The organism is Caenimonas terrae (genome assembly GCF_042655405.1).
GTDB lineage: Bacteria > Pseudomonadota > Gammaproteobacteria > Burkholderiales > Burkholderiaceae_C > Ramlibacter > Ramlibacter terrae_A.
Window position 1 is genome coordinate 728,055 of sequence record NZ_JBHSMF010000002.1, and the last position, 15,694, is coordinate 743,748.

Consider the following 15,694-nt stretch of genomic DNA (forward strand, 5'->3'; position numbering starts at 1 on the left):
TCGGGCACCGCTATGTCCTTGCCGCGATTGAAGAATTCCGCGATAATCATGGGTTTCCCTGAGAGCCAACATGAAACGCACATACCAACCCTCCAAAGTGCGCCGCGCACGCACCCACGGCTTCCTGGTCCGCATGAAGACCCGCGGCGGCCGTGCCGTCATCAATGCACGCCGCGCCAAGGGCCGCAAGCGCCTGGCTGTCTGAAGCCGCTGCCGCAGCCACGCGGTTGTCCAGTGCAGCGGCTCAAGACCCGGGCGCAGTTCCAGGCTGTCCTGGCAGGCGCCACGATCTCCAGAACCGCGCACTTCGCCTTGCACCGGACCGGCCTCGACACGCAGCTCCAACCCGCAAATCCAGGGCCTGAGTCCATGACGTCTCAGGCCCTGTTTGCCGTGATGGAGCCCTGGGTCGGGGCCCTGATTCCCAAGCGCTGGGCCAAGCGGGCTGTGACGCGCAACGCGATCAAGCGCCAGATCTACGCCGTGAGCAGCGCTCTCGAACCCGGATTGACGCCGGCCGCCCACGTCGTGCGCCTGCGCAGCGCGTTCGATCGCGCCAAATTTCCCAGCGCCAGCTCCGAAGCGCTCAAGCAGGCGGTGCGCAGCGAGCTGCAGCAGCTGTTTGCCCGGGCCGCGAAATGATCCGCGCCGCGCTCATCGGGCTGGTCAAGGGCTACCGGCTGCTGCTGTCGCCCTGGCTGGGATCGGCCTGCCGCTTCACACCCACCTGCTCGGTCTATTCGCTGCAGGCGCTCGAACGGCATGGCGCCGCGGGCGGAACCTATCTCACGCTGGCGCGCCTCGGTCGCTGCCACCCGTGGTGCCAGGGCGGGTCCGATCCCGTGCCGGAGCAGCTTGAAACGCCGCGCTTCCTGTCCCACCTGCTTTCACCCTTTTCAGATAAGAAGTCTTCATGAACGACATTCGCCGCACCATCCTGTGGGTGATTTTTGGTTTCTCCATGGTGTTGCTGTGGGACAAGTGGCAGATCCATAACGGGCAGAAGGGCACCTTCCTGCTCGGGACCAAGGCCTCGGTCAGCGCTCCGGCGCCGGTCGCCGCTCCGGCCGCATCGAGCGTGCCGGCTGGCGGCGCCGTGCCGTCGGCGGCGGTCCCCTCGACCGCGGCCGCCACGGCGCCTTCGTCGGTGCCGGGCACGCCGCCGCCCGCGACCGACAGCGCCGCCATCCCGCACGAGCGCGTCACTGCCACCACCGACCTGCTGCGCCTGACCTTCGACACCGAAGGCGGCACCATCGTCAAGTCCGAATTCCTCAAGCAGGCCGGCAGCGGCAAGACCGGCACCTTCGTCCTGCTCGACCAGGGACCGGACCGCGTCTATGTGGCGCAGAGCGGCCTGATCGGCGGTACCTTCCCGAACCACAAGACGCCGATGACGGTGAGCGGCGCCCGCGAGCTCAGGGATGGCGCCAACACCCTGACCATCAAGTTCGAGTCGCCCGACGTCAACGGCGTCAAGCTGGTGAAGACCTATACGCTCAACCGCGGCGCCTACGAGGTGGCCGTCAAGCACGAGGTGATCAACACCGGCACGGCCCCGGTGTCGCCGCAGCTGTACATGCAGCTGGTGCGCGACGGCAACAAGCTGCCGGGCGAGTCGTCGTTCTATTCGACCTTCACCGGGCCGGCGGTCTACACCGATGCCAAGAAGTACCACAAGGTGGAGTTCAAGGACATCGAGAACAACAAGGCCGACATCGACAAGGAGTCGACCGGCGGCTACGTCGCCATGGTGCAGCACTACTTCGCCAGCGCCTGGATCCTGCCGGAGGGCGTCAAGCGCGAGCTGTTCGTGCGCAAGGTCGACAACAACCTGTACGCAGTCGGAATGATCGCGCCGCTGGACGCCATTGCCCCGGGCAGCGCCAGGTCGGTTGACGCCAAGTTCTTCGCCGGCCCGCAGCTGGAGAAAGTGCTGGAGAAGATCACCCCCGGGCTGGAACTGGTCAAGGATTACGGCTGGCTCACCATCCTGGCCAAGCCGCTGTACTGGCTGCTGGACAAGATCCACAGCGTGGTCGGCAACTGGGGCTGGTCGATCATGGGCCTGGTGCTGCTGATCAAGATCGCCTTCTACTGGCTGCAGGCCAAGGGCTACGAGAGCATGGCCAAGATGAAGGCCATCAATCCCAAGGTCACGGCCATGCGGGAACGCTTCAAGGACAACCCGCAGCAGATGCAGCAGGAGATGATGAAGATCTACCGCGAGGAGAAGGTCAACCCGATGGGTGGCTGCCTTCCGATCATGGTGCAGATCCCGGTGTTCATCGCGCTGTACTGGGTGCTGCTGTCCAGCGTCGAGATGCGCGGCGCGCCGTGGATCGGCTGGATCCATGACCTGTCCGCTCCCGATCCCTTCTACATCCTGCCGGTGGTGATGACCATGACCACGATGCTGCAGACCGCGCTCAACCCGGCGCCGCCGGACCCGATGCAGGCCAAGATGATGTGGATCATGCCGCTGGCCTTCAGCGTGATGTTCTTCTTCTTCCCGTCCGGCCTGGTGCTGTACTGGATCACCAACAACGTGCTGTCGATCGCACAGCAATGGTTGATCAACAAGCGGATGGGCGTGCCGCCGCAGTTCAACCTGCCCAAGTTCAGATAGAGGAGAAGCAGGGCGGCCCGCGGGCCGCCTTGTCCTTGAAGGTGCTAGCGCGACACAACGACCCGATCGCCGCCATCGCCACTGCCCCGGGGCGCGGCGCGGTGGGCATCGTGCGGGTGTCGGGCGCATCCGTGGCGGCGGTGATCGAGGCGGTGTGCGGCCGGGCCTTGAAGCCGCGCGAGGCCACCTACCTGCCCTTCCGCGCTGCCGACGGCAGCGCCATCGACCAGGGCCTGGCGATCCACTTCCCGGCGCCGCATTCCTATACCGGCGAAGACGTGCTCGAGCTGCAGGCGCATGGCGGCCCGGTGGTGCTGCAACTGCTGCTGGCGCGCTGCCTGGAAGCCGGCAAGGCAAACGGCATGCGGGTGGCAGAGCCCGGCGAGTTCACCGAACGGGCCTTCCTCAACGACAAGATCGACCTGGCGCAGGCCGAAGCCATCGCCGACCTGATCGACGCCAGCACCGAAGCGGCAGCCCGCAGCGCGAGCCGCTCGCTGGCCGGCGAGTTCTCCGGCGAGATCCATGCGTTGCGCGATGCGCTGATCCACCTGCGCATGCTGGTGGAGGCGACGCTGGACTTCCCCGAAGAAGAGATCGATTTCCTGCAGCAGGCGGATGCCAAGGGCCAGCTCGAGCGGCTGCAACAGACGCTGGCGCGCGTCATGCTGCGCGCCCGCCAAGGCGCGCTGCTGCGCGAAGGCATCAAGGTGGTGATCGCCGGCCAGCCCAATGCGGGCAAGAGTTCGCTGCTCAACGCACTGGCGGGCGCGGAGCTGGCAATCGTGACGCCGGTCGCCGGCACCACCCGCGACGTGGTCAGCCAGACCATTCAGATCGAAGGCGTGCCCCTGCACGTGATCGACACCGCCGGCCTGCGCGACAGCCAGGACGCGGTGGAGAAGATCGGCATCGAGCGGGCCTGGGGCCAGATCGAAACGGCCGATGCGGTGCTGTTCCTGCACGACCTGACCCGCCAGTCTTCGCCCGACTATCTCTGCGGGGACGTTGCCGTCGCGCACGCGCTGGCCACGCGTCTGCCGAGAGCCGTACCGGTGATCGACGTCTGGAACAAACTGGATGCAGCGCCCTCGGCCCACGTTGCGCGGGTTGCCGGACACGACAGCATCACGCTGTCGGCCAAGACCGGGGCCGGACTGGGCGCCCTGCGCCAGAAGTTGCTGGACGTGGCCGGCTGGCAGTCAGCGCCGGAGGGGGTCTACATGGCGCGCGAGCGCCACGTCCACGCCTTGCGCCGGGTGGAATCGCATCTGATGGAAGCGGGCGCTCTGCTGGCGCAGAGGGCGCAGGCGCTGGACCTGATGGCCGAGGAATTGCGGCTGGCGCAGAATTGCCTGAACGAAATCACCGGGGAATTCAACTCCGACGACCTGCTGGGTGTGATCTTCTCGAGCTTTTGCATCGGCAAGTAGCAACACTGTGGCTGTAACTTCCGTTTCAGGTGTAAGGGCAGGTTAAAGGCCTTGTGGGGCCCGCTGCGGCTGGTTACTGTTCAGCCACCATGAACGCCCCACTGCGATCGCCCGTCAAGTTCGACATCCAGGCCCTGATCAAGGTCATTAAACAGAGCGAGTCCTCCGACGCGTTCACCCCGCATCTGACGCCGCAGCAGTGGGACCTGCTGGCAGGCTACCTGCAGCCCTTTGCCCTGACGCAGGGCCAGAAGCTGATCGAACAAGGCGCGCTGGACCGTACGCTGTACCTGGTGGAAGCGGGCACGCTCAGCGTTCATTACGAAGACGACAAGGGCCGTGTGCGCCTGGCCATGGTGGAGCCGGGTTCTGCTGTCGGCGAGGGCGCGTTCTTTTCCCGGTTGCCCCGCAACGCGACGGTCCAGGCCGCCACCGCAGCCAAGATCTGGTGCCTGACGCCGATCCGCTTCACCGAACTCACCAATCGCCAACCCGCCGTCGCGCTCGAGGTTGCGATGGGGCTGGGTTCGCTGGTATCGCGGCGGCTGATGAACAAGCCGCGCCGGGTCGCAGTCACCTGAAGCCGGCTGCGTTCCGCGCGCCCACGAGTGCAGCGCGGCCCTCCTCTTTTGCGGCGCCCCAAGCCACAATTCCCAAAAATGACAAAGGACCACTGATGTCCCTCATGAGCTGGCTTTTCCCCAGCAAGAAGCGCTCGAAAGCCCCGCCCGCATCGACGATCACGGGGGGCGTCCAACGCAAGTCGTCGCGCGAAGCCGCGCCCGCCACCAGTTCCGCCAAGCGCAGGACCGAGCGGGCGGCACGGCGCGAGTTGCTGTACGCGGTGGTGCGTGAAGCGATGGTTCGCGCCGGCGTCCTGTCGGCCAGCTACAAGTTCAAGGTGCTGTCCCTGGATGCGGAGGGCCGCCAGTTCCTGATCATGGTCGATCTCGCGCACGGCATGGGTGGAGACGCGGCCAACCTCGCCGAGATCGAGGCGCTGATCGCCCAGTCGGCCAAGGCGCGCCACGACATCGTGGTGACGGCCGTCTACTGGCGAGTCAATGATCATGTCGCCGTCGGCCGTGCGGACGTCCGGCGCCGCCAGCGCGCCGCAGACTCGCACCCGCAGGCCGACTCGCAGCCGGCGGACCTGCATTCCGTGCCTGCGCCGATCGTCGCCTCCGCGCCCAGGGGTGCGGCGTACGAGCCGATCGAGGCCGAGGAAGTGGAGGCCTTCAAGCGCGCGCTGGTGGCTGGGTCCCGTCCCGCTGCGTTGACGCCAGCGCCCGGCTCCGCCAGCGCCCAGGGACCGGACGGCAAGGGCCACCATGGCCCGCGCAGCTATACCCTGCTGACCGGCTTCGAAGACACCGAAATGCCGGATGCCGAGCAGAAGACCCAGTTGCTCAGCGGCACGCAGTACGGCGAATTGCGCTAGTGCCCGGCGTAGTCCACCAGCGTGAACAGCGGCAGTCCGCTGGCACGTAGTCTGGCCGAGCCGCCCAGTTCCGGCAGGTCGACGATCGCCGCGCCTTCGATCACGACGGCGCCCAGTTTCTCCAGCAGCTTCTTGCCCGCCATCATGGTGCCGCCGGTGGCGATCAGGTCGTCGATCAACAGCACCCGGTCGCCCGCCCGGACGGCGTCGGTGTGCAATTCCACCGTGGCACTGCCGTATTCGAGCTCATAGGTTTCTTCCACCGTGGTGAAGGGCAGCTTGCCCTTCTTGCGGATCGGCACGAAGCCCACGTTGAGCTCGTACGCCACCACAGCGCCCAGGATGAAGCCGCGCGCATCCAGGCCGGCCACCACGTCGGGCCGCCGGTCCATGTAGCGGTGCACGAAGGCGTCGATCAGCACGCGGAACACCTTCGGGTTCTGCAGCAGCGGCGTGATGTCGCGAAACTGCACGCCGGGCGCCGGCCAGTCGGGCACGGTGCGGATGTGGTGGCGCAGGTAGTCGTTGACGCTCGGGAATTGGTCCATGGGTTGCTCTTTCAGCCGCGAAGCAGCTTTTCTTCCGCCAGCGCCAGCGACTCGGGCACGCCGGACAGCACCAGCGCGTCGCCGTCCAGCAACAGCGGCTGGCCTTCCAGTGCCACGGCCTGGCCGTTGGCGCGGCGCAGGCTGGCGATGCGCACTCCCATTGCATTGAAGGCGAAGGTCGACAGCGGATGGCCGATCGCCTTGGCGTCCGGCGGCAGCGTGACGGTCGACAGCCGCTCCTGCTCGCGCTCCGCCACGGTGTCGTCGTCGGCGCCGTGGAAGTAGCCCCGCAGCAGGCTGTAGCGCGCATCGCGCTGGTCCTGCACGATGCGGATCACGCGGCGCATCGGCACCCCCACCAGCGCGAGCGCGTGGCTGGCAAGCATCATCGAGGCCTCCAGCGTTTCCGGCACGACCTCGGTCGCCCCCGCCTTCTGCAGCCTCTCCAGGTTGCTGTCGTCGAGCGTCCGCACGATCACCGGCACGTGCGGCGCGTGGCTGCGGCTGTGGGCGAGCACCTTGAACGCGCTGTTGACGTCCAGGTAGGTGACGACGACCGCGCTGGCGCGCGCAAGCCCGGCGGCCATCAGCGCCTGCAACCTTGCGGCGTCGCCGTACACCACCGAATCGCCGGCCGCGGCGGCCTGGCGCACGCGGTCGGGATCGAGGTCCAGCGCCAGGTAAGGAATGCCTTCGCGTTCGAGCATGCGCGCCAGGTTCTGGCCGCAGCGGCCGTAGCCGCAGATGATCACGTGCCTGTTGGCGTTGATCGACTTGCGCGCGATCGAGGTCATCTGCAGCGACTGCTGCAGCCACTCGCCGGCCACCAGCTTGAGAACGATCCGGTTGCTGTACATGATGATGAACGGCGTCGCCAGCATCGACAGCACCATGCTGGCCAGCACGGGATTGAGCAGCCGTGCCGGCACCAGCCCGTTCTGCTGCCCCAGCGTCAGGAGCACGAAGCCGAACTCGCCGGCCTGCGCGAGGTAAAGGCCGGTGCGAAGCGAGACGCCCCACGAGGCGCCCAGGCGCCGCGCCGGCAGCGTGACCAGCAGCAGCTTGAACAACACCGGCACGGTCACCAGCAGCAGCACGAGGCCCCAGCGGTCCGCCACCATCCGCCAGTCCAGCAACATGCCGATGCTGATGAAGAACAGTCCGAGCAGCACGTCGTGGAAGGGCCGGATGTCGGTCTCCACCTGGTGCTTGAATTCGGTCTCCGAAATCAGCATGCCGGCGATGAAGGCGCCCAGGGCCAGCGACAGGCCGGCCAGCTGCGTCAGCCACGCCAGCCCCAGCGTCACCAGCAGCAGGTTCAGCACGAACAGCTCTTCGCTCTTGCGCCGCGCGACGATCGTCAGCCACCAGCGCATGATGCGCTGGCCGCCGACCAGCAGCAGCGTGATGAGAACGGCGGCCTTCAGCGTCGCGACGCCCAGCGCGATCAGCAATGTCTCCGGCGGGCTGCTCAGGGCCGGGATCAGGACCAGCAGCGGCACCACCGCCAGGTCCTGGAACAGCAGCACGCCCATCACGCGCTTGCCATGTTCGCTCTCCAGTTCGAGCCGCTCGGCCATCAGCTTGATCACGATCGCGGTGCTGCTCATTGCCAGCGCCCCGGACAGCGTCAGCGCCGTCTGCCAGCTCATCTTCCAGAGGGTCGGCGCCAGCGCCGCCAGCAACAGCGAGCCGATGGTCGCCAGCAGGATCGTGAGCATGACCTGCATCAGCCCCAGCCCGAAGACATGCCGGCGCATCGCGCGCAGCTTGGGCAGGTTGAACTCCAGCCCGATGACGAACATCAGGAACACGACGCCGAATTCGCCGAGGTGGCGCACGCCGTCCGCGTTGTGGCCCACAGCCAGTGCGTTGGGGCCGATGATCACGCCCACCACCAGGTATCCCAGCATCGGCGGCAGCTTGAGCGAGCGGCTGGCCACCACGCCGATCACGGCGGCCAGCAGGTAGAGCAGCGTGAGTTCGAGGCCGGACATGCCCCGATGCTAGCGTGCCCCCTGGGCGGGCCATAGAATCGCCGGATGACTTTCGATGCAGCCCGGGCCCTGCGCCTGGCCCATGAGACCTTCGAGATCGAGGCGGCGGCGGTCCTGGGCCTGAAGGCGCGCACCGGCGAGGCCTTCGGCCGGGCGGTCCGGATGATGCTCGACGTGCGCGGCCGGGTGGTCGTCATGGGGATGGGAAAGAGCGGCCACATCGGACGCAAGGTGGCGGCGACGCTGGCCTCCACCGGCACGCCGGCGATGTTCGTGCATCCGGCCGAAGCCAGCCACGGCGACCTGGGGATGATCAAGCCGGTGGACCTGGTGCTGGCGATCTCCAACGGTGGCGAGAGCGAGGAGATCACGGTCATCCTGCCGGTTCTCAAGCGGCTGGGCGTGCCGATGATCGCCATGACCGGCAGTGCGGCATCGACGCTCGCGCTGCACGCCGACGTCGCACTGGACAGCGGCGTGGAGAAAGAGGCCTGTCCGCTCAACCTGGCGCCGACGGCGAGCACCACGGCGCAACTGGCGATGGGCGACGCCCTGGCGGTGGCGCTGCTGGACGCGCGTGGCTTTCGCACCGAGGACTTCGCGCGCTCCCATCCGGGCGGCGCGCTCGGGCGCAAGCTGCTCACGCACCTGAGCGACGTGATGCGCGCCGGCGACGCGATTCCGCGCGTCGGACCTGACACGCCGTTCACCGCCCTGATGCGGGAAATGAGCGCCAAGGGGCTGGGGGCGTCCGCGATCGTCGACGACGACAACCGCGTGCTGGGCATCTTCACCGATGGCGACCTGCGCCGGCTGGTGGAAAAGGGCGTGGACCTGCGCGCCGTCACCGCCCGCGAGGTGATGTTCCCGCAGCCGCGCACGATCCGCGACGACGCGCTCGCGGTGGAGGCGGCCGAACTGATGGAGAAGCACCGCATCACCAGCGTGCTGGTGGTCGATGCGCAGGGACGGCTGTGCGGCGCCGTCAACAGCAACGACCTGATGCGCGCCAAGGTGATCTAGTGGCCGCAGTGAACTTTCCGCCCGAACTGCTGCTCCGGGCCCAGGGAATCCGGGTCGCCTTCTTCGACGTCGATGGCGTGCTGACCGATGGCGGCCTGTATCTGTCCGACCAGGGCGAAAGCCTCAAGCGCTTCCACATCCTCGACGGCCTCGGCCTGAAGCTGCTGCAGCGGGCCGGCATCACGCCGGCCGTGATCACCGGCCGCGACTCCGGTCCGCTGCGCGCCCGGCTGGCTGCGCTGGGCGTGGACCACGTGCATTACGGCACCGAGGACAAGGCGCCGGCGGCCGCGAAGACGCTCGCCACGCTGGGCGTGGACTGGGCCCAGGCGGCAGCCATCGGCGATGACTGGCCCGACCTGCCGGTGCTCAGGCGCTGCGCACTGGCGGCGGCGCCGGCCAACGCGCATGCAGAGGTCAAGGCGCTCGCCCATCATGTGACGGCAGCCGCGGGCGGCCATGGAGCGGCGCGCGAGTTCTGCGACCTGCTGCTGGTGGCCAGCGGGCGCTATGCAGGCCTGCTGGAGTCGTACGCTTGAGCGCGGTGCTTCCGGCTCCGGCGCCCGCGGCGCGCACCGGCCAGGCCCTGGCCCGCGACGCCTGGGACCAGCTGTCGATCTACCTGCCGATCATCCTGATGGGGCTGATGGCGCTGGGCACCTACTGGCTGGCCCGCAACACGCCCATGTTCAGCCTGCCCGAGCCCGTGCGGCCCGCCCGGCATGAGCCCGACTACTACATGCGCGGGTTTTCCGTCAAAACCTTCGATGCCACCGGCCGGCTCAAGAGCGAAGTGTTCGGCACCGAGGCGCGCCACTTTCCGGACACCGATACGCTGGAAATCGACAAGCCCCGCATCCGCGCCTACAACGAGCACGACGAACTCACCGAGGCGACCGCGACCCGGGCCCTGTCCAATGCCGATGGCTCCGAGGTGCAGCTGATCGGCGATGCGGTCGTCAAGCGCCAGCCCACCAAGGGTCCGGACGGGCGTGCCACGCCACCGCTCGAGTTCCGCGGCGACTTCCTGGACGCCTTCGTGACCACCGAACGGGTCAAGTCGCACAAGCCGGTGACCCTGATCCGCGGCACCGACAAGTTCACGGCCGACAGCCTGGACTTCGACAACGTCAGCCGGGTCGTGCTCCTGCAGGGGCGGGTGCGCGGGACGCTGACCCCGGCCCGCAAGCCCTGAGCGCCGTCCACCGCACACGATGGACAAGCTCGTCTTCATCACCGGTGCCTCCAGCGGCATCGGCCAGGCTCTGGCCTGGCGCTATTACCAGGCCGGCTGGCGACTGGCGCTGGTGGCCCGCCGCGCCGACGAGATCCAGCGCTGGGCCGACGGGCAGCGGCTGGATCGTGGAAGGTATGCCATCTACGGCGCCGACGTCGCCGACATCGACAGCATCGTCGCGGCCGGCCTCGCCTGCATTGCGGGCCAGGGACTGCCTGACGTGGTGGTCGCCAACGCGGGCATCAGCGCCGGCGTCGACACCGCCATCCGGGCGGACCTGGATGTCCTGGCGCGGACCTTCGCAGTGAACAACGTCGGATTGGCGGCGACCTTCCAGCCCTTTGTGGCCCCCATGGTCCGCCGCGGCAGCGGCAGGCTGGTCGGCATCGCCAGCGTCGCGGCCATCCGCGGGCTGCCGGGGCACGGAGCCTATTGCGCCAGCAAGGCCGCCGTCGTTGCGTACTGCGAGAGCCTGCGCGGAGAGCTGCGCTCCAGCGGCGTGCGGGTAGTGACCATCTGCCCGGGCTACGTGGACACCCCGCTGACGCGCAGCAACCGCTACGCGATGCCGTTCCTGATGACGGCAACGGACTTCGCTGCGCGCGCGAGCGCGGTGATCGACCGTGGCGCGAGCTACTGCGTCATTCCCTGGCAGATGGGCATCGTCGCCAAGCTGCTGCGCCTTCTGCCCAATCCGCTGTTCGACAAGCTGCTGGCCGGGCGGGCCCGCAAGCAGCGCCACAACGAGCAATAGATGCTCCGACAGCGAAAAGGCTCCCACCGGAGCCCTTTTTGCTGGGATCGGCTGGCTTCAGTAGCCGCCGCGGCCGCCGCCGCCGCCGCCGTCACGACCGCCGCCGCGCGGGCCGGAGCCGTAGGGACTGCGGAACCCGCCATCGCGGCCGCCGCCGCCAGCACCACCGTAGCCTCCGCCGCCACCGCTGCGGCCGCCGCCGCCGCCTCCGCCCGTGCCGCCGCCACCACCGTAGCCGCCGCCACCGCCGCCGCTTCCGCCACCGCCGCCATAACCACCGCCGCCGCCACCACCGTAACCGCCGCTGCGCGGGGGACGCGATTCCATGGGACGGGCCTCGTTGACCACGACGCTGCGTCCGCCCAGTGGCTGGCCGTTCATGCCGTTGATTGCAGCTTGCGCCTCCGCATCGCTGCCCATCTCCACGAATCCGAAGCCTTTGGAGCGCCCGGTTTCACGCTCCATCATGACCTTTGCGCTGGTGACGGCACCGAACTGGCCGAAGGCCTGTTCGAGATCGCTATCGCGCACCGAATACGGCAGATTGCCGACGTACAGTTTGTTGCCCATGACTGGGACTCCTATAAAAACATTGACGTGAGCGATGGAGTCCCGAAAACGCATTCAACCGAGCCAGTGACGCGAAAGTGACCTGATCACCGCAATCCTGCGTGAAGAATGCCTTCACGCAATTCCATTATGGCGCAGGTGTCTGGATCTGAGGCAAGTGCAACGGTCGCGCTCAAGCGTGGAAAAGAGGCGATTTGCCAATGAAAAAGGGACCCGAAGGTCCCTTTGTTGCTTCCTGCTGACAGGAAGGTCTTAGTAGCTGCTGCGGCCACCGCCGCCGCCGCCGTAGCCGCCGCCGCCGCCGGAACGGCCACCGCCGCCACCACCGCCGCCGTAACCGCCACCGCCGCCGCCACCACCGTAGCCGCCGCCACCACCGCCGCCGCCGAAGCCGCCGCTACGAGGAGCGCGAGCTTCCATCGGACGGGCTTCGTTGACCACGAGACCGCGGCCGCCGATTTGCTGGCCGTTCATGCCAGCGATTGCGGCTTGCGCCTCGGCATCGTTGGACATTTCGACAAAGCCGAAACCCTTGGAGCGGCCGGTGTCACGTTCCATCATGACCTTGGCGCTGGACACGGTACCGTACTGGCTGAAAGCCTGTTCCATGTCGCTGTCACGGTAAGAGTAGGGAAGGTTCCCCACGTAAAGTTTGTTGCCCATCGTTGGACTCCATCATCTAAAAAAAATACGCACGAAGCGATGGGGAGTCCGACACGCAATCACAAACCGAAAAACTTCACTTCGAAGACGCGAAACTGACCATTCACCGCAGACCTTGCGCCGGGTCTAGGACCACGGCACCGGGCCATTATGGGCTAAATCCTGAGACTTTGGTAAAAAAACGCAGAGACCCCATTGCGGCGTTGCTCGTTTGCCCGCTTCACCAGTTCACTTCGCGGTCCGGCGTCGACCCGATGCGGTGAATCGAGATGTCCGCGCCCTCGTATTCCTCCTCCTGCGTCAGCCGCAATCCGGTGACCGACTTGATCAGGCCGTAGACGACGACGCCGCCCAGCAGGGCCCAGCCGACGCCCATGGCGGTGCCGATGACCTGGGCCCAGATGTTGACGCCGCCCAGGCCGCCCAGCAACTTGCTGCCGAAAATGCCGGCGGCGATCCCGCCCCAGGCGCCGCACAGGCCGTGCAGCGGCCAGACGCCCAGGACGTCGTCGATCTTCCACCGGTTCTGGGTCAGCGTGAACATGACGACGAACACCGCGCCGGCGACGCCTCCAACCACCAGCGCCCCCAGCGGATGCATCAGGTCAGAACCGGCGCAGATCGCGACCAGCCCTGCCAGCGGGCCGTTGTGCACGAAGCCAGGGTCGTTGCGCCCGAGCGCCAGCGCCGCCAGCGTGCCGCCCACCATGGCCATCAGCGAATTCACCGCCACCAGCCCGGAGATCTTGTCGATGGTCTGGGCACTCATCACGTTGAAACCGAACCAGCCCACCGTCAGTATCCAGGCGCCCAGCGCCAGGAAGGGGATGTTCGACGGCGGGTGGGCCGAGACCGCGCCGTCCTTGCGGTACCGATTGCGCCGGGCACCGAGCAACACCACCGCCGGCAGCGCCAGCCAGCCGCCCATGGCGTGGACCACCACCGAACCGGCGAAATCGTGAAACTCCTCGCCGGTCGCCCGCCTGATCCAGTCCTGGATGCCGAAGTGGTGGTTCCAGACCACGCCTTCGAACAGCGGATAGACCAGCCCCACGATGACGGCGGTGGCCATCAGTTGCGGACCGAACCGTGCCCGCTCGGCGATGCCGCCCGAAATGATCGCGGGGATGGCTGCTGCGAACGTCAGCAGGAAGAAGAACCGCACCAGCTCGTAGCCATTGCGCGCCGCCAGCTGTTCGGCGCCGACAAAGAAGCTGGTTCCGTAGGCGACCGTGTATCCCACCAGGAAGTACATGACAGTGGAGACGGAAAAGTCCACGAGGATCTTGACCAGGGCGTTGACCTGGTTCTTCTGGCGGACCGTCCCCAGTTCGAGAAAGGCAAAGCCGGCGTGCATGGCGAGCACCATGACGCCGCCCAGCAGGATGAACAGGGCGTCGACGCCCTGTTTTAGTGCTTCCATGAGAACCTCTGCGATGAAATGTGAGTGTTATTGGTGCGTGAGAGGGCTCGATGCGCCTCTCGCACCATAACCAAGCAAAATTTGCGCCAGAAGCGTGCGGCCGCCGCAGACCACCCGTCAGGGCTGCCCTTCGCAAACGCTGGCTTATACTTTCCGCAGCGCCGATTTGCTCCAGCTTGCGGGCGCTCAATAAATTCAGCTAAAGACCGACAGCCCGAACCCGGCCTCGTTTCCTTAGCGATGCCGGGTTTTGTTTTGCCATGATCGTTTCGCCCCAGTCCATGTCGTTCAGCCGCCCGCTCGCACTGCGCAGCGGTGCGTCGATCCGCGACTACGCGCTGGCCTACGAAACCTACGGCACGCTCAATGCAGACAGGAGCAATGCCGTCCTGGTCTGCCATGCGCTGAACGCCTCGCACCATGTGGCCGGCGTCTACGCCGGCAAGCCCGATTCCCAGGGCTGGTGGGACACGATGATCGGGCCCGGAAAGCCGGTGGACACCGACCGCTTCTTCGTGATCGGCGTCAACAACCTGGGGTCCTGCTTCGGCTCGACAGGGCCGATGCACGTGAACCCGGACACAGGCAAGGTCTACGGCGCCGACTTCCCGGTGATGACGGTGGAGGACTGGGTCGACGCCCAGGCCCGCCTGCTGGACGGACTCGGCATCGGGACGCTCGCCGCCGTGATGGGCGGCAGCCTGGGCGGCATGCAGGCGCTGTCGTGGACGCTGCAGTATCCGCAGCGGGTCCGCCACGGGGTGGTGATCGCCAGCGCGCCGAACCTCACGGCCGAAAACATCGCCTTCAACGAAGTGGCGCGCCGCGCCATCGTCACCGACCCGGACTTCCACGGCGGCCACTTCTACGAGCACGGCGTGGTGCCCAAGCGCGGCCTGCGCATCGCCCGCATGATCGGCCACATCACCTACCTGTCCGACGACGTGATGAACGAGAAGTTCGGCCGGCAGCTGCGGGACGGCATCGCGCCGAAGTACAGCACGCAGGAGATCGAGTTCCAGATCGAGAGCTACCTGCGCTACCAGGGCGACAAGTTCAGCGAGTATTTCGACGCCAACACCTATCTGCTGATCACCCGCGCGCTGGATTACTTCGACCCCGCGCTCGACTACGACGGCAGCCTGGCCAGGGCCCTCGCCCGGGCCAGCGCCCGCTTCCTGCTGGTGAGCTTCACCACCGACTGGCGGTTCGCGCCGCGCCGCAGCCGCGAACTGGTCAAGGCGCTGCTGGACAACCGCCGCGACGTCAGCTACGCGGAGATCGACGCGCCGCACGGCCACGACGCCTTCCTGCTGGAAGACCCGCGCTATCTCGGCACCGTGCGCTCCTACTTCGAGCGGATCGCCGCGGAGGCTGTGCGATGAGCGACCGCCTGACCATGGAATCGATCGCCCGCCTGGTGCCGCACGGCTCCCGTGTTCTGGACCTGGGCTGCGGCGACGGCGCCCTGCTCGATTACCTGCAGCGCGAGCGCGGCTGCCACGGCTACGGCATCGAGATCGCCGACGCCAACGTGCTGGCCTGCGTCAAGCGCGGAGTCAACGTGATCCAGCTGAACCTCGACGAGGGGCTGGCGATGTTCGACGACAGCTCGTTCGACGTGGTGCTGCAGATCGACACGCTGCAGCATCTGCGCAATGCCGAAACCATGCTGGTGGAAACGGCGCGCGTGGGCCGGGTCGGCATCGTCGCCTTCCCCAATTTCGCGCACTGGCCCAACCGGCTCTCGATCGCCCGCGGCCGCATGCCGGTGACCAAGCGCCTGCCCTACCAGTGGTATGACACGCCGAACATCCGGGTCGGCACCTTCAAGGACTTCGAGGTGCTCGCCACCAAGAACCGGCTGACCATCCTGGACGCCTTCGGCCTGCAGGAGGGGCGCGAAGTCCGCCTGCTGCCCAACGCCAGGGCCGGCACGGCGGTGTTCAAGTTCGAGCGCGGCTAGGCGCGAACGC

17 protein-coding genes and 1 pseudogene are annotated in these 15,694 nt (G+C 67.2%); 13 read left to right on the forward strand and 5 right to left on the reverse strand.

What is annotated here, in order from left to right; translation table 11 throughout:
- Positions 1-70: 70 nt before the first annotated feature.
- From rpmH to ACFPOE_RS03620, 7 genes are all read left to right on the forward strand, one after another.
- Positions 71-205, forward strand: coding sequence for a 50S ribosomal protein L34 (gene rpmH / locus ACFPOE_RS03590; RefSeq protein WP_027101598.1), 135 nt, complete (start codon positions 71-73; stop codon positions 203-205).
- Positions 206-234: 29 nt separating this feature from the next.
- Positions 235-642: a ribonuclease P protein component gene (locus ACFPOE_RS03595; RefSeq protein WP_376848622.1), complete on the forward strand. Its 408-nt coding sequence runs from the start codon at positions 235-237 to the stop codon at positions 640-642.
- Positions 639-917: a membrane protein insertion efficiency factor YidD gene (yidD, locus tag ACFPOE_RS03600; RefSeq protein WP_376848623.1), complete on the forward strand. Its 279-nt coding sequence runs from the start codon at positions 639-641 to the stop codon at positions 915-917. The genes ACFPOE_RS03595 and yidD overlap by 4 nt, the downstream gene beginning before the upstream one ends.
- Positions 914-2,629: a membrane protein insertase YidC gene (gene yidC / locus ACFPOE_RS03605; protein WP_376848624.1), complete on the forward strand. Its 1,716-nt coding sequence runs from the start codon at positions 914-916 to the stop codon at positions 2,627-2,629. Before yidD ends, yidC begins: the two co-directional genes overlap by 4 nt.
- A 41-nt stretch (positions 2,630-2,670) precedes the next feature.
- On the forward strand, positions 2,671-4,062 hold the full coding sequence (gene mnmE / locus ACFPOE_RS03610) for a tRNA uridine-5-carboxymethylaminomethyl(34) synthesis GTPase MnmE (RefSeq protein ID WP_376848625.1): 1,392 nt from the start codon (positions 2,671-2,673) through the stop codon (positions 4,060-4,062).
- Between the two features lie 89 nt (positions 4,063-4,151).
- Positions 4,152-4,643 (forward strand): Crp/Fnr family transcriptional regulator, encoded by a 492-nt coding sequence (locus ACFPOE_RS03615; RefSeq protein ID WP_376848626.1) that lies wholly within the window; start codon positions 4,152-4,154, stop codon positions 4,641-4,643.
- A gap of 104 nt (positions 4,644-4,747) precedes the next feature.
- Entirely contained in the window at positions 4,748-5,503 is a 756-nt protein-coding gene (locus tag ACFPOE_RS03620; protein ID WP_376848627.1) for a hypothetical protein, read from the forward strand.
- Here the strand turns inward: ACFPOE_RS03620 and ACFPOE_RS03625 are convergent.
- Both ACFPOE_RS03625 and ACFPOE_RS03630 read right to left on the reverse strand, forming a co-directional pair.
- Entirely contained in the window at positions 5,500-6,051 is a 552-nt protein-coding gene (locus tag ACFPOE_RS03625) for an adenine phosphoribosyltransferase (protein ID WP_376848628.1), read from the reverse strand. The two genes, ACFPOE_RS03620 and ACFPOE_RS03625, sit on opposite strands and share 4 nt — an antisense overlap.
- Positions 6,052-6,062: 11 nt before the next feature.
- Positions 6,063-8,048 (reverse strand): cation:proton antiporter, encoded by a 1,986-nt coding sequence (locus ACFPOE_RS03630; RefSeq protein ID WP_376848629.1) that lies wholly within the window; start codon positions 8,046-8,048, stop codon positions 6,063-6,065.
- A 45-nt stretch (positions 8,049-8,093) separates the two neighbouring features.
- Here ACFPOE_RS03630 and ACFPOE_RS03635 point away from each other — a divergent pair, with 45 nt between their 5' ends.
- Genes ACFPOE_RS03635 through ACFPOE_RS03650 form a run of 4 tightly spaced genes read left to right on the forward strand, consistent with a single transcriptional unit; the run spans position 8,094 to position 11,062 of the window.
- On the forward strand, positions 8,094-9,071 hold the full coding sequence (locus tag ACFPOE_RS03635) for a KpsF/GutQ family sugar-phosphate isomerase (protein WP_376848630.1): 978 nt from the start codon (positions 8,094-8,096) through the stop codon (positions 9,069-9,071).
- On the forward strand, positions 9,071-9,610 hold the full coding sequence (locus ACFPOE_RS03640) for a KdsC family phosphatase (RefSeq protein ID WP_376848631.1): 540 nt from the start codon (positions 9,071-9,073) through the stop codon (positions 9,608-9,610). Before ACFPOE_RS03635 ends, ACFPOE_RS03640 begins: the two co-directional genes overlap by 1 nt.
- 5 nt (positions 9,611-9,615) lie before the next feature.
- On the forward strand, positions 9,616-10,266 hold the full coding sequence (lptC, locus tag ACFPOE_RS03645) for an LPS export ABC transporter periplasmic protein LptC (RefSeq protein WP_376848798.1): 651 nt from the start codon (positions 9,616-9,618) through the stop codon (positions 10,264-10,266).
- Between the two features lie 19 nt (positions 10,267-10,285).
- A complete protein-coding gene (locus tag ACFPOE_RS03650; protein ID WP_376848632.1) occupies positions 10,286-11,062 on the forward strand; it encodes an SDR family oxidoreductase in 777 nt (258 codons plus the stop codon).
- Between the two features lie 57 nt (positions 11,063-11,119).
- Here the strand turns inward: ACFPOE_RS03650 and ACFPOE_RS03655 are convergent, their stop codons facing one another.
- The 3 genes and pseudogenes from ACFPOE_RS03655 to ACFPOE_RS03665 form a co-directional block, all read right to left on the reverse strand.
- The gene (locus ACFPOE_RS03655) at positions 11,120-11,632 is read right to left on the reverse strand and encodes an RNA recognition motif domain-containing protein (protein WP_376848633.1); all 513 of its coding nucleotides are present in this window, start codon (positions 11,630-11,632) and stop codon (positions 11,120-11,122) included.
- 261 nt (positions 11,633-11,893) lie between these two features.
- A pseudogene (locus tag ACFPOE_RS03660) lies at positions 11,894-12,295 on the reverse strand (RNA recognition motif domain-containing protein); the annotation flags it as partial.
- 220 nt (positions 12,296-12,515) lie between these two features.
- Positions 12,516-13,718 (reverse strand): ammonium transporter, encoded by a 1,203-nt coding sequence (locus tag ACFPOE_RS03665; protein ID WP_376848634.1) that lies wholly within the window; start codon positions 13,716-13,718, stop codon positions 12,516-12,518.
- Between the two features lie 281 nt (positions 13,719-13,999).
- Between ACFPOE_RS03665 and metX the strand changes: the two genes are divergently transcribed.
- Positions 14,000-15,103 (forward strand): homoserine O-succinyltransferase MetX, encoded by a 1,104-nt coding sequence (gene metX, locus ACFPOE_RS03670; protein ID WP_376848635.1) that lies wholly within the window; start codon positions 14,000-14,002, stop codon positions 15,101-15,103.
- Positions 15,100-15,684 carry a methionine biosynthesis protein MetW gene (gene metW, locus ACFPOE_RS03675; protein WP_376848636.1) on the forward strand — a complete coding sequence of 195 codons (585 nt, stop codon included), beginning with the start codon at positions 15,100-15,102 and terminating at the stop codon, positions 15,682-15,684. Before metX ends, metW begins: the two co-directional genes overlap by 4 nt.
- The last annotated feature ends 10 nt before the right edge of the window (positions 15,685-15,694 follow it).

What these genes read in the sequence shown, in the direction of transcription:
- yidC (WP_376848624.1), top strand. Translation starts at nt 914, where the DNA reads ATGAACGACATTCGCCGCACCATCCTGTGGGTGATTTTTGGTTTCTCC.
- ACFPOE_RS03615 (WP_376848626.1), top strand. Translation starts at nt 4,152, where the DNA reads ATGAACGCCCCACTGCGATCGCCCGTCAAGTTCGACATCCAGGCCCTG.
- ACFPOE_RS03630 (WP_376848629.1), bottom strand. Translation starts at nt 8,048, where the DNA reads ATGTCCGGCCTCGAACTCACGCTGCTCTACCTGCTGGCCGCCGTGATC.
- ACFPOE_RS03650 (WP_376848632.1), top strand. Translation starts at nt 10,286, where the DNA reads ATGGACAAGCTCGTCTTCATCACCGGTGCCTCCAGCGGCATCGGCCAG.
- yidD (WP_376848623.1), top strand. Translation starts at nt 639, where the DNA reads ATGATCCGCGCCGCGCTCATCGGGCTGGTCAAGGGCTACCGGCTGCTG.
- rpmH (WP_027101598.1), top strand. Translation starts at nt 71, where the DNA reads ATGAAACGCACATACCAACCCTCCAAAGTGCGCCGCGCACGCACCCAC.
- metW (WP_376848636.1), top strand. Translation starts at nt 15,100, where the DNA reads ATGAGCGACCGCCTGACCATGGAATCGATCGCCCGCCTGGTGCCGCAC.
- ACFPOE_RS03635 (WP_376848630.1), top strand. Translation starts at nt 8,094, where the DNA reads ATGACTTTCGATGCAGCCCGGGCCCTGCGCCTGGCCCATGAGACCTTC.
- metX (WP_376848635.1), top strand. Translation starts at nt 14,000, where the DNA reads ATGTCGTTCAGCCGCCCGCTCGCACTGCGCAGCGGTGCGTCGATCCGC.
- ACFPOE_RS03655 (WP_376848633.1), bottom strand. Translation starts at nt 11,632, where the DNA reads ATGGGCAACAAACTGTACGTCGGCAATCTGCCGTATTCGGTGCGCGAT.
- ACFPOE_RS03665 (WP_376848634.1), bottom strand. Translation starts at nt 13,718, where the DNA reads ATGGAAGCACTAAAACAGGGCGTCGACGCCCTGTTCATCCTGCTGGGC.
- ACFPOE_RS03620 (WP_376848627.1), top strand. Translation starts at nt 4,748, where the DNA reads ATGAGCTGGCTTTTCCCCAGCAAGAAGCGCTCGAAAGCCCCGCCCGCA.
- ACFPOE_RS03625 (WP_376848628.1), bottom strand. Translation starts at nt 6,051, where the DNA reads ATGGACCAATTCCCGAGCGTCAACGACTACCTGCGCCACCACATCCGC.